General features: G+C 69.9%; 9 protein-coding genes, 2 tRNA genes and 1 rRNA gene. All 12 read right to left on the bottom strand.

Going from position 1 to position 12,488, the window contains the following annotated elements:
* Nucleotides 1–156: 156 nt before the first annotated feature.
* The 12 genes from DK427_RS17660 to DK427_RS17605 all read right to left on the bottom strand — a co-directional run bounded on the left by DK427_RS17660 (nucleotide 157) and on the right by DK427_RS17605 (nucleotide 12,265).
* A tRNA-Ala gene (locus DK427_RS17660) sits at nucleotides 157–232 on the bottom strand.
* Nucleotides 233–285: 53 nt separating this feature from the next.
* Nucleotides 286–362 (bottom strand) — tRNA-Ile (locus DK427_RS17655).
* A gap of 196 nt (nucleotides 363–558) precedes the next feature.
* Nucleotides 559–2,041: ribosomal RNA gene (locus DK427_RS17650) — 16S ribosomal RNA — on the bottom strand.
* A 690-nt stretch (nucleotides 2,042–2,731) separates the two neighbouring features.
* A complete protein-coding gene (locus tag DK427_RS17645) occupies nucleotides 2,732–3,535 on the bottom strand; it encodes an MBL fold metallo-hydrolase (RefSeq protein WP_109952406.1) in 804 nt (267 codons plus the stop codon).
* Nucleotides 3,536–3,578: 43 nt separating this feature from the next.
* Nucleotides 3,579–4,373 carry a TatD family hydrolase gene (locus DK427_RS17640; protein ID WP_109952405.1) on the bottom strand — a complete coding sequence of 265 codons (795 nt, stop codon included), beginning with the start codon at nucleotides 4,371–4,373 and terminating at the stop codon, nucleotides 3,579–3,581.
* A gap of 190 nt (nucleotides 4,374–4,563) precedes the next feature.
* Nucleotides 4,564–6,123, bottom strand: coding sequence for a methionine--tRNA ligase (gene metG / locus DK427_RS17635; RefSeq protein WP_109952404.1), 1,560 nt, complete (start codon nucleotides 6,121–6,123; stop codon nucleotides 4,564–4,566).
* 34 nt (nucleotides 6,124–6,157) lie between these two features.
* The gene (locus DK427_RS17630) at nucleotides 6,158–7,216 is read right to left on the bottom strand and encodes a DNA polymerase III subunit delta' (RefSeq protein ID WP_109952403.1); all 1,059 of its coding nucleotides are present in this window, start codon (nucleotides 7,214–7,216) and stop codon (nucleotides 6,158–6,160) included.
* Nucleotides 7,206–7,859 (bottom strand): dTMP kinase, encoded by a 654-nt coding sequence (gene tmk / locus DK427_RS17625; RefSeq protein WP_109952402.1) that lies wholly within the window; start codon nucleotides 7,857–7,859, stop codon nucleotides 7,206–7,208. The genes DK427_RS17630 and tmk overlap by 11 nt, the downstream gene beginning before the upstream one ends.
* Before the next feature lie 235 nt (nucleotides 7,860–8,094).
* Entirely contained in the window at nucleotides 8,095–9,339 is a 1,245-nt protein-coding gene (locus tag DK427_RS17620) for a D-alanyl-D-alanine carboxypeptidase family protein (RefSeq protein ID WP_109952401.1), read from the bottom strand.
* 406 nt (nucleotides 9,340–9,745) lie between these two features.
* Nucleotides 9,746–11,095: a septal ring lytic transglycosylase RlpA family protein gene (locus tag DK427_RS17615; protein WP_109952400.1), complete on the bottom strand. Its 1,350-nt coding sequence runs from the start codon at nucleotides 11,093–11,095 to the stop codon at nucleotides 9,746–9,748.
* A gap of 176 nt (nucleotides 11,096–11,271) precedes the next feature.
* On the bottom strand, nucleotides 11,272–11,628 hold the full coding sequence (locus DK427_RS17610; protein WP_109952399.1) for a ribbon-helix-helix domain-containing protein: 357 nt from the start codon (nucleotides 11,626–11,628) through the stop codon (nucleotides 11,272–11,274).
* Nucleotides 11,612–12,265 (bottom strand): ParA family protein, encoded by a 654-nt coding sequence (locus DK427_RS17605; protein ID WP_109952398.1) that lies wholly within the window; start codon nucleotides 12,263–12,265, stop codon nucleotides 11,612–11,614. The genes DK427_RS17610 and DK427_RS17605 overlap by 17 nt, the downstream gene beginning before the upstream one ends.
* Nucleotides 12,266–12,488: the final 223 nt, after the last annotated feature.

Genomic DNA, 12,488 nt, shown 5'->3' with positions numbered 1-12,488 from the left:
TCTCGCTGCCAAACCGGCACACATTCCCTCTTCACGATGTCAGATTGGTTTTTGCAGACACACCGGGCCGAAGCCTCGCAGCGTATCGCAAAACTGGAATTCCGGACTGGGCCGCTCGACACCCCTCCCCGCGCCAACGAGGCAGCGTGTGGAGGATGGTGGAGACAGACGGGATCGAACCGACGACCTCATGCTTGCAAAGCACGCGCTCTCCCAACTGAGCTATGTCCCCGAAGGTGTCAGCTGCAGTCGGTGATGGTCAGTGGTGCGCATGGCACCCGATCGTGGTGGGCCTGGGACGACTCGAACGTCCGACCTCACCCTTATCAGGGGTGCGCTCTAACCACCTGAGCTACAGGCCCGAGCTGGTCGCCTGATCGGTGCTGCCTCGCGTCTGCACGCAACGGCTGTCGACCAGCGATCCGCTTGTCCGGATGAGAAAGAGAAACGAGGACGGCTTCGTCCCGCCAAATGGGTCCTGACTGGACCCTGTATCTAAATGACGCCGTACGAGGAGCGGACCGGACAGGCCGGTCATCCTGCAAACAGCATCCTTAGAAAGGAGGTGATCCAGCCGCAGGTTCCCCTACGGCTACCTTGTTACGACTTCACCCCAGTCGCTGACCCTACCGTGGTCGCCTGCCTCCTTGCGGTTGGCGCAGCGCCGTCGGGTAAGACCAACTCCCATGGTGTGACGGGCGGTGTGTACAAGGCCCGGGAACGTATTCACCGTGGCATGCTGATCCACGATTACTAGCGATTCCGCCTTCATGCACTCGAGTTGCAGAGTGCAATCCGAACTGAGACGGCTTTTGGAGATTGGCTCAGGGTCACCCCTTCGCGTCCCACTGTCACCGCCATTGTAGCACGTGTGTAGCCCATCCCGTAAGGGCCATGAGGACTTGACGTCATCCACACCTTCCTCGCGGCTTATCACCGGCAGTCTCCCTAGAGTGCCCAACTGAATGATGGCAACTAAGGACGTGGGTTGCGCTCGTTGCGGGACTTAACCCAACATCTCACGACACGAGCTGACGACAGCCATGCAGCACCTGTGTGCAGGTCCCCGAAGGGAACGATCCATCTCTGGAACAAGCCTGCCATGTCAAAGGATGGTAAGGTTCTGCGCGTTGCTTCGAATTAAACCACATGCTCCACCGCTTGTGCGGGCCCCCGTCAATTCCTTTGAGTTTTAATCTTGCGACCGTACTCCCCAGGCGGAATGCTTAATGCGTTAGCTGCGCTACTGCGGTGCATGCACCCCAACAGCTAGCATTCATCGTTTACAGCGTGGACTACCAGGGTATCTAATCCTGTTTGCTCCCCACGCTTTCGCGCCTCAGCGTCAGTAATGGTCCAGTTGGCCGCCTTCGCCACCGGTGTTCTTGCGAATATCTACGAATTTCACCTCTACACTCGCAGTTCCACCAACCTCTACCATACTCAAGCGTCCCAGTATCGAAGGCCATTCTGTGGTTGAGCCACAGGCTTTCACCCCCGACTTAAAACGCCGCCTACGCGCCCTTTACGCCCAGTGATTCCGAGCAACGCTAGCCCCCTTCGTATTACCGCGGCTGCTGGCACGAAGTTAGCCGGGGCTTATTCCTCCGGTACCGTCATTATCGTCCCGGAGAAAAGAGCTTTACAACCCTAAGGCCGTCATCACTCACGCGGCATGGCTGGATCAGGCTTGCGCCCATTGTCCAATATTCCCCACTGCTGCCTCCCGTAGGAGTCTGGGCCGTGTCTCAGTCCCAGTGTGGCTGATCATCCTCTCAGACCAGCTACTGATCGTCGCCTTGGTAGGCCGTTACCCCACCAACTAGCTAATCAGACGCGGGCCGATCCTCCGGCAGTAAACCTTTCTGCCTAAGCACGTATCCGGTATTAGCTCACGTTTCCCTGAGTTATCCCGAACCGGAGGGCACGTTCCCACGTGTTACTCACCCGTCTGCCACTCACCCCGAAGGATGCGTTCGACTTGCATGTGTTAAGCCTGCCGCCAGCGTTCGCTCTGAGCCAGGATCAAACTCTCAAGTTGAAGAGCTGATCATGACACCAATCACAAATCATCGACAGAAGCACATCAGATCACCGTTTCCAGCAATCCGGAGCTCCTAAAGAAGCTTTGGAACCAGCGTCTCATCTCACGTCCCAGAACCCCCACGCACCAGCCAAAGCCAGCGCCGCGAGAACCCCGAGACCGCAAGGACGACGCCGCCCACGCTTCTCTTTCTCAGATCAACTTGTCAAAGAGCGCCAGACGCACCCGAGGGCGACAGCTGGATCCGGGGCGAACCCCGGAGGAAACCTGGATCCGGCACCCAAGCGACCGGGCTGTCCACCCGAAACCCGCTTGCCTGCCTGGAGGAACCGTGCTACCGACCGGCCTCAGGGCAGGTCCGTCTCAGCGGTGGAGGGCGTTTAGAGCCCTCGTCTCCCCCTGTCAACCCCGCCTCTCGGAGCCACCGAAGCGGCCGGATCGTCGGGATCGACACCCTTCAGCCGACAAAACAGCGGACCACCCGGCTCGCGCCAGATCGTCTGCCTGAACTGTCGGAAGAAGCGTCAGCGCCCGGGTCGCTCTCGCGGCCGGCGCCGATGAGCAGGGGTATACGGATCGGCCGCGTCGCCGTCAACACCCAAATCGCAGATGCTGGCGAAAATCCGCGACGGGCGCGTGACAGGTGCGTTCCGCCCTGCTCCGAATTCGCGAAGCGGATGCGCCCGCTCAGAGATCCACGTCGAGGCTCAGGCCGTCATAGGCGGGCTGTACGATAGCAGGCAGACGGTCCGCGAGCGTCCGGTAGTCGAGATCCGTGTGCAGGTTCGTCAGAACCGCCCGGCGCGGGCGCACCCGCTCGATCAGCGCGAGGGCGTCCGTGACCGAGTAGTGCGTCGGGTGCGGGGTCTCGCGCAGGGCATCGATGATCAGGAGGTCGAGCCCGCGCAACCGCGCTTCGGCCGCCTCGGGGATGAGGCTGACATCGGGCATGTAGGCGGCCGGGCCGAACCGGAAGCCGAGCGCCGCCTCGTTGCCGTGCTCCACCGGCAGCGCCTCGGCGGTGAGACACCCGCCCTCCCCCGCGATCTCGGTCTCGGCGCGCTCGTCGAGGACACGCAGGTCGAGGATCGGTGGGTAGGCGCTGCCGGGCGGCGTCTCGAAGCAGTAGCCGAAGCGGGCGGTGAGCAGCGCCCGCGTGATCGCATCGGCGTAGACCGGGATGCGCGCCCGCATCTGGATCACCAGCGGGCGCAGGTCGTCGATGCCGTGGGTGTGGTCGGCATGCGCGTGGGTGAACAGCACCGCGTCGAGCCGCTGGACCTCGGCGTCGAGGAGCTGCTCGCGCAGGTCCGGCGAGGTGTCGACGAGCACACGGGTGGTGCCACCCGCATCGCGCCGCTCGGCCAGGATCGAGCAGCGGCGGCGGCGGTTGCGCGGATCGGCCGGATCGCAGGCGCCCCAGCCGTAGCCGACGCGCGGCACGCCGCCGGACGAACCGCAGCCGAGGATACGCAGGGTCAGCGACGCCATTCGGACCTCCCTCAGGGGTGGTATCCGAGGGGGGCAGCGCCTGTCACGCCCCGGTCTCCGTCCGGCGCGCCTTCGCGAACAACTGGAAGAAGTTTTCCGTGGTGCGGCGGGCGAAGTCGTCGGGCTCCAGGCCGAGGGTCGCGGCAAGCGAGCGGGCGGTGTCGGCCGTGTAGGCCGGCTCGTTGGTGCGGCCGCGGTGCGGCTCGGGTGCGAGGAACGGCGCGTCGGTCTCGACGAGGATCCGGTCGAGGGGAACAGCCTTCGCGATGTCGCGCAATTCGTGCGAGCGCCGGAAGGTGACGATGCCGGAGAACGATACGAACAGGCCGAGTTCCACGCCGGCCTCGGCCAGCCGCGCCCCGGAGGAGAAGCAGTGCAGCACCGCCCGGAAGGGTCTTTGCGCCATCTCGTCGGCGAGCACCCGCTCCATGTGGTCGTCGGCGTCGCGGGCGTGGATGACGAGCGGCAGATCCGCGAGGCGGGCGGCCTCGATATGGGCGCGCAGCACCCGCTCCTGCACCGCTTCCGGCGCCGCGTCGGCGTAGTGGTAGTCGAGCCCCGCCTCGCCGATGCCGACGCAGCGCGGATGCGCGGCAAGCCCCGCGATGGTCTCGGGCGCCACGTCGGGCTCCTCGGCGGCGCCATGCGGGTGGGTGCCGACCGTGAACCAGACTTGCCGGTGCGCCTCGGCGATCGCCCGGTAGGTGCCGGCCTTGGCGACGCGGGTCGAGATGGTGAGCATCCGCTCGACGCCGGCCGCCTCGGCGCGGGCGATCACGCCCGGCAGGTCGGCGGCGAATTCGGGGAAGTCGAGATGGCAGTGGCTGTCGATCAGCATGGGTCGCTATCGTGAAAGTGGGTCGAGTCCCAGGATCCCCAAGGGCCCGAGGCCCTTGGGCGGGGTCCCGGGGCGCGCAGCCCCGGGATGGCCTCTCCGACCCGGCGAATCCGGGGCGGCGGTTCCAAATGCAGGGCTCTGCCCTGCACCCGCCAAAGGTCTCGACCTTTGGAATCCATGACCTCCGCGCTCAGGCGGCGGGCGCTTCCGGCTTCTCGAAGCGCGGGAATATCGGGGCGGGCGCGGGCAGGGCCGTGCCGGGGACGAGATCACCGCCCTCCCCCGCATCCTCGAGCATGCGCCGGTCGGCCGGAACCGCCAGCAGGTCGAGGAGCTTGGCCGCCGCGGAAGGCACGAAGGGCTGCACCAGCAGGCCGACCCGCCGCAGCGTCTCCAGCGTCACGTACAGGACGGTGTTCATCCGGGCGGGGTCGCTCTTGCGGAGCTTCCACGGCTCCTCGCCCGCGAAGTAGCGGTTGGCGTCCGCCACAACGGCCCAGATCTCGGCGAGCGCCGTGTGGGGCGCCGGCACGTCCATGGCGGCGCGGGCCTTCTCGGGGAGCGCTCCTGCGGCGTCGAGCAGGGCGCGGTCGGCCTCCGTGAGGGCACCGGGCTCCGGCACCGCGGCCCCGCAGTTCTTCGCCACCATCGAGAGCGAGCGCTGGGCGAGGTTGCCGAGGTCGTTCGCAAGGTCCGCGTTGATGCGGTTGATGATGCCGTCGTGGCTGTAGTTGCCGTCGCCGCCGAAGGGCACCTCGCGCAGCACGAAGTAGCGCACCGGATCGACCCCGTAGGTCTCGGCGAGGTCGAGCGGGTCGACCACGTTGCCGAGCGACTTCGACATCTTCTCGCCCTTCGAGAGCAGGAAGCCGTGGCCGAACACGCGCTTCGGCAGCGGCAACCCGGCCGACATCAGGAAGGCCGGCCAGTACACCGCGTGGAAGCGCACGATGTCCTTGCCGATGATGTGCAGGTCCATCGGCCAGTACTTCTTCCGCGGGTCCTGCGCGTCGGGGAAGCCCGTGACCGTGAGATAGTTCGTCAGGGCGTCGACCCAGACATACATGACGTGGCCCGGATGGCCCGGCACCGGCACGCCCCAGTCGAAGGTGGTGCGGCTGATCGAGAGGTCGTTGAGGCCGCCCCGCACGAAGCTCGCCACCTCGTTCATCCGGGTGTCGGGCCCGAGGAAATCGGGCCGATCGGCGTAGAGCTTCAAGAGCCGATCCTGATAGGCCGAGAGGCGGAACAGGAAGTTCTCCTCCTCCATCCACTCGACCGGCGTGTCTGTCTTGGCGGAGCGGCGGCTGCCATCCGCCTGCAGCACCGTCTCGTCCTCGTCGTAATAGGCCTCGTCGCGGACCGAGTACCAGCCGGCATACTTGGCGAGGTAGATGTCGCCGTTGACCTCCATGCGGCGCCAGAGTTCCTGGGCGGCGGCGTAGTGCTCGGCCTCCGTGGTGCGGATGAAGCGGTCGTAGGCGCAGTCGAGCCGGTCGGCCATCGCGCGGAACGGGGCGGCGGTGCCCTCGACGTACTGGCGGGGGGCGATCCCGGCCTTCGTCGCGGCCTGCTGGATCTTCAGCCCGTGCTCGTCGGTGCCGGTGGAGAACAGCACGTCGTAGCCGTCCAGCCGCTTGAAGCGCGCGATGGCGTCGGTGGCGATCACCTCGTAGGCGTGGCCGATATGCGGCGCGCCGTTCGGGTAGGAGATCGCCGTCGAGATGCTGAAGGTCTTGCTATCCGTCACGTCAGGTCCGTTCCCGCTGCGGCGCCGTGCCCGTTCAGGCGCGGGCCGTACCCGCGGAGATGGCGCCCGCGAGATCGGTGAACAGCGCGAGGACGACGGGGCGGCGATCGAGATTGTAGATCGCGGCCTCCCGGGCGGCGCGGGCGAACTTGTCACACACCTCGACCAGGGCCGCAAGGCGGGCCGGAGGCTCGTGGCGGCGGGCGTCGAGCTCGGCCGAGACGAAGCGCGAGACGCTCTCGCAGGCCGCCTCGAACAGGGGCTCGGCGTCCCGACCCGCGAGTTTTTCCGCGAGCGCCAGGATGCGGCGCCAGTCCGGGTGGTCGAGGCGGGCGAGCAGCGTCTCGGTCTCGGCCACGATGCCGGCCCGGGCCGGATCGAGCATCGCCACCGCGCGGGCGACCGAACCCTCGGAGAGCGCGGCGGCGCGGGCGAGCGCCTCGGCGTCCGGTGCGCCGAAGGGCGGGGGGAAGCCGGAGATCACCTCAGCCACCTCGGTCTCTGCGAGGGGACGCAGGGTCAGCATGCGGCAGCGCGAGCGGATGGTCGGCAGGAGCCGGCCCGGCGCGTGCGCGACGATCAGGAAGAGGGCGCGGGGCGGGGGCTCCTCCAGCATCTTCAGGAGAGCGTTCGCACTGTTGGCGTTGAGGTCCTCGGCGCTGTCCACGAGGCAGATGCGCCAGCCCTCGGTGCCGGCGGTCGAGCCGAACAGGTCGAGCGCGCGGCGCACCGCATCGACCGGGATCCGGGTCGGCAGGGTCTTGGCGCCCGGCGCCCGGTGGCGGCGGAGCGCCACCAGGTTCGGGTGCGAGAGCGCCGCGACCTTGCGGGCAGTCGGGTGCTCGGCCGGCACGTCGGAGAAACCCTGCGGGTCGGCGAGGAGGCGCCGGGCCACCCGGTAGGCCAGCGTCGCCTTGCCGATGCCGGGCGGGCCGGCGATCAGCCAGGCGTGGTGCAGGCGGCCGGCGGCGTGGGCCCCCGCGAAGGCGGCCTCGGCCGCGGCGTGGCCGACGAGGCGGGTGTGCTCGCGCGGGCGCGGCAGGCCCACGAGGTCGCCGGCCTCGGCATCGTCGGGCGCGCGCTCAGGCGGCATCGGCGCCCTCCCCGAGCAGCGCCGGCAGACGCGCCGCGACGGCCGCGCGGATCGCGGCCTCGACGGCGTCAGGCGCGCGGCCGGCATCGATCACGGCGCAGCGCTCCGGCTCGGCCGCGGCGATCGCCCGGAAAGCGTCCCGCAGGCGGCGGTGGAACTCGATCGTCTCGGCCTCGAAGCGGTCGGCGGCGCCCGCCCGGGCGCGAGCGCGGGCGAGGCCCTGCTCCGGGTCGAGATCGAGGATCAGGGTGAGGTCGGGCCGGGTGCGGCCGACCACAACGCGCTCGAGCGCCGCGACCGTCGCGGCCGGCAGGCCGCCGGCGGCCCCCTGGTAGGCGCGGGTGGAATCCATGAAGCGGTCGCACAGGACCACCTCGCCGCGGGCGAGCGCCGGGCGGATCAGGCGGTCGAGATGGTCGAGGCGGGCGGCGGAGAACAGCAGCGCCTCGGCGAAGGGGCCGTGCTCCCGCGCCCGGCCCTCCAGCAGGGCGGCGCGGATCTCCTCGGCGCGCGGCGTACCGCCGGGCTCGCGGGTGACCACGACGGTGCGGGCCGGCCGCAGCCGGCGGGCGAGGCGCTCGACCTGGGTCGATTTGCCGGCCCCCTCCCCGCCCTCGAAGGTGATGAACGCGCCGGGGGTCATCGATAAGCCCGCGCGCAGCGCTCCCTCCCCCCTCTGTGGGGGAGGGTGGGCCGGCCGTCAGGCCGGGTCGGGAGAGGGGAACCCGGCCTCAGGGACAGACGCAGCGTCGATGCAGAGCATATCCTGCGCTGTCCCTCCCCCCTCTGCGGGACTTCGTCCCGACCCCCCTGCTTCGCAGGGTACCCTCCCCCGCAGAGGGGGGAGGGACAGCGCACGGGTATCCGTCCGAAACACATCACGACGGGTTGGCAGCCTTCTCGACCGTCGCCTCGCCCTTCGTCTCGCCCTTGCCCGCGGCCTTGTCGAAGGCGCGGCGCATCAGGTCGGTACCGAATTCCAGCGCGCCGTCCATCGCCCGCTGCGACAGGGTGCCGGTGCCGACCGCCTCACCCGCGTAGACGGGCTGGTCGAGGGCGACCACATCGCCGCGCAACACCCGGAGCCGACCGACCTCGCGGCCCGCCTCGACGGGCGCCGAGAGCGGGCCCTGATAGACCACTTTGGCCGTCACCCGGTCGGCGGAGCCGCGCGGCATCAGCACCCGCACGGGCTTCTTGGCGACCAGCGGCACGGAGCCGCGCTCGCCGCCGTAGACCGAGGCCTCGGCCACCGTCTCGCCCGTGGCGAAGACCTGGCGCGGCTCGAAGGCGCGGAACCCCCACTCCATCAGCTTGCGGCTCTCGGCGGCGCGGTCGCGGGCGGTCTTCAGGCCCGACACGACCAGGATCAGGCGCTGACCGTTCTGCACGGCGGAGGCCGTCAGGGCGTAGCCCGATTCCTCGAGGTAGCCGGTCTTCAGCCCGTCCGCGCCGATGTCGAGGGTGAGGAGCGGGTTGCGGTTCTGCTGCTTGATCTTGTTCCAGGTGAACTCGCGCTCGGCGTAGATTTTGTAGTAGTCCGGGTAGGTCTCGATGATGTGCAGCGCGAGCCTGGCCATGTCGCGCGCGGTGACCCTCTGGTCGGGCGCCGAGTAGCCGGTGGCGTTGCGGAAGTTCGAGCGGGTGAGCCCGATCTCCTTCGCGCGCTGGTTCATCATGTTGGCGAAGGCCGCTTCCGAGCCCGCCATGTTCTCCGCGATGGTGATGGCGGCGTCGTTGCCCGACTGCACGATCAGGCCGCGCAGGAGGTCGGAGAGCTTGATGCGGCTGTTCACCTGCGCGAACATCGAGGAGCCGCCGCCCCCCGCACCGCCCCGGCGCCACGCGTCCTCGGTGACGGTGAACTCGGTGTCCATCGTGTAGCGCCCGCTCTTCAGAGCCTCGAACACGATGTCGGCGGTCAAGAGCTTGGCCATGCTGGCCGGCGCGAAGGGCTCGTCGGCGGCCTTCTCGAACAGGGTCGAGCCCGAATCGACGTCGACCAGGATCGCGTGCTGGGCCGCGGTCTGGAAGGTTTGGGCCCGGGCCGCGGGGGCCAGCGCCAGCGCGCAGGCCGTCGCCAGGCAAGCCCTCGCCAGGATCGTCCAGAGGGAAGTGCGCATCACTGTCTCCCGCGCGCCGTCCGGGGCACGACCGCCCCGGACGTGGATCACGCCCCCACCGATAACAAGCGTGACCATATCGCGGTTTCAGTGCGGATCGAACGGGAAAACGCGCGGGCGGGGGCTCCCCTTCCCTGCGCGCCATCCAGATCGCACACGCGTGCTGCCCCACCGCGCTCTCCCTTCCCCCTCTACGGGGAAGGGTGGCCCCTGCGTCAGCAGGGGTCGGTCGGGACGAAGTCCCGCGGAGAGGGGAACCCGGCGACCGGAGGAGGCGCAGCCTTCATGCAGGGCGCAGCCCAAGCCTGAAACTGGGGTCCCCTCTCCCGACCCGCTTCGCGGGCCACCCTCCCCCGCAGAGGGGGGAGGGATCCGCGTACAGCGGAGCGTTCGACCGGACGCCGCGTCAGTAGATCGCGGCCACCCGGTCGCCGCGATGGGGCTTGCCGGCGACCTGCGCCTTGGCGGGGCCCGCCGGTGCCTTCGCGGCGACGGCGGAGGGCTTGGCGGGCGTCGGAGAAGATTTGGCCGCCTGGGCGACGGCCGGCGCGGCCCTGGATGCGTGGGGCGCCCCGGTCTGGGGCTTGGCCGGCACGGGCGCGGCCGCGAGGCGGGTCGGGGCGGGCTTCGCGGGGGATGCGGCGGCAGGGGCCTTCGCGCCGGCCTTGGCCGGACCCGCCACCATCGCGGCGCCGCGCAGGCCGGGCTCCGCCGCCGCGAGCCTGGCGGTGGGCTGGGCCTTCGCCTGTCCCCTCGCCTCTCCCTTCGCGGGGTCCTTGCCCACCGGCCGTGCGTCGAGCGCGGGGTTGAGCCCCGCCACGGCGACGGGCTTGAAGGCTCCCGCGCGCGCCGCGGTCGGCTGGAGCGCGGGCGGCACGCCGACCGAGGCGCGGGCGACCAGGACCGGGGCGGGCCGGGCGGCGGGGCGGGGCTCCTCCGCCTCCCGCTCGGGCGCGGGCTTGAAGGCGAGCGGCGCACGGACGGGCTTCGCGAGATCGCGGGCCAGCGCCTCCGGCTCCTCCGAGGGGCCGAGATCGGCGAGCATCACGGGTCCGCCGCGCAGGCCGGCCGGGCGGCCGTCGGTGCGGAGCGTCGCCATGAGCTTGCGGTCGTCGCTGCCGGCGACCGAGGCCTTGCCGATATACTCGACCCGCACGTGGGTCGTGCCCTTGCGGTGGAATTCCAGCGCCTGGGCGACCTCCTCGGAGACGTCCATCACCCGGTCGGCATGGTAGGGCCCGCGGTCGTTGACGCGGACCACCATCGAGCGGCCGTTCGTGGTGTTGGTGACGCGGGCATAGCTCGGCAGTGGCAGGGTCGGGTGGGCGGCCACGATCGCGTGGCGGTCGAACACCTCGCCGTTGGCGGTCTGGCGGCCGTGGAAGGCGGCGCCGTACCACGAGGCCATGCCCTCGCGGACGTAGCCGCGCGCGTCCTCGCGCGGGACGTAGGTGCGGCCGGCCACAACGTAGGGCTTGCCCGAGAAACGGCGCCCGCCGCCCTTCGGGATCACGTCGCCCTCGTTGTAGAGGCGCGGGCTCGCGCGCACGCCGTATTTCGGGTCAATGCCGTTGCCGGCGCCCGGACCGGCGGCGAGCTTCTGGGGGTTGGTGCTGCAATTGGCCGCCAGCAGCGCCACCGCCGAGACCGCGGCGAGCCGGAGGGCGGTGCCGCGCAGGCGGTCCGGGACCGTCACCCGCGAGCGCGTCTCCGCGAGCGTCTGCCCGAGCGTCTCTGCGAGCGTCTTGCGCGCCATGCCACCCACTCGGCCAACTCCCGGTACGCCACGCGGAAGCCCGATACGCCGGGCCCCGGTCCGCCGGGCCGCGGGACGCGGGCCGGCAGCGGACCGGCCGAGATTTGGCCGAACGCCGTAAAGGAAGCCTGAACGCGGCCGGCGGGCGGCGTTCAGGAGTCGACGCCCGGACGGCCTCAGCCCTCGTCCCGCTCGGTGAGCTGCGCGATCGAGCGCGCCCCGCGCTGGCGGAAGAGCAGGTCGAGGCCCTCCAGCATCAGGGCGTGCATCTTGGTGCGCTCGGCATGCGCCAGGTCACGGAGCTGGTCGTAGACCGGCGGCTCCAGATAGACCGACATCTGCCGCGCCCGCTCCTTCAGGGTCGCGGCGGCGCGGCGCGCGGGGAGATGCGCCGGGAGATCGAGCCGCACGATCTCGGCGCCGCCCTCGGCGGTCCTGGCAGCCGCTTTCGGAGATGTCTTCGGGCTCGTCTTGGCCGGCGGCGTCGCCGACGCGACGATCGCCGCGAGGCTGAGCTTAGGCGGCTTCGACATGCTTCATCCTGCCGCGCGTGCCGGCCTGGGCGCGCCGCTCGATCCAGGTCCAGAGCCGGCGCACCTCGTCGGCGGCCTGGCCCTTCGGGTTGAACTCGGTGACGCCCTGGCCGAGGCCGATCGCGTCCTGGTGGTCGGTGCGGGCCACGATGTTGACGTCGGGCAGGATGCCGAGCACCGCGAGCCCGTCCGCCGCGTCGCGGATGCGGTAGGAGCGGGGCGGCGTCTGGTTCAGCACGAAGGCGAAGCGCTTCTCCAGCCGGTAGACGGCGGCGAGCGTCGGTTTGAAGGCGCGCAGGTCCGCGGGCGTCGGCCGGCACGGGATGATGCAGAGATCCGCCGCCCGGATTGCCGAGAGCGTGCCGGGCGAGTCGACGCCCGGCGTGTCGATGAAGACGAAATCGTAGGCCGACTCGGAGAGCCGATCCATCACGGCCTCGATCTGGGTGGCGTCGATCTGCGCTACCTCAGGTCCGGGCGCCGTGCGGTGGTCGAGCCAGTCCGAGACAGTGGCTTGCCGGTCCATCTCGAGGATGCAGACCGTGTGGCCGGCCTCCTGCGCGGCGACCGCGAGCGAGATGCAGAGCGTGCTCTTGCCGCTCCCGCCCTTCTGGGTGACGAACGTGATCGCTTTCATGCTGGCAGCCCCCGTGCGCCGCCCGGGCGGCGGCTCCCGCATCCCGGGGGCGCCGCACCGCCCCTGCGCGGCCGTCCTGTGACCCAAGGATGCTCCGTTCCGCAGAGATCCCGGATTATGGTTAAGGGGACGTTAAAGACGACCTAGCGGCCCCGCACCGCCGCACGCTGGGGCTTCGCCGGGCAGGGGATCCGTCAGGTCGGTTTTCATAACCTCAGGTTAA

Origin of the sequence: Methylobacterium radiodurans (genome assembly GCF_003173735.1) — a bacterium.
Lineage (GTDB): Bacteria > Pseudomonadota > Alphaproteobacteria > Rhizobiales > Beijerinckiaceae > Methylobacterium > Methylobacterium radiodurans.
The sequence above is the reverse complement of the archived record's forward strand: the minus strand, read 5'-3'. Positions and strand labels throughout refer to the sequence as shown.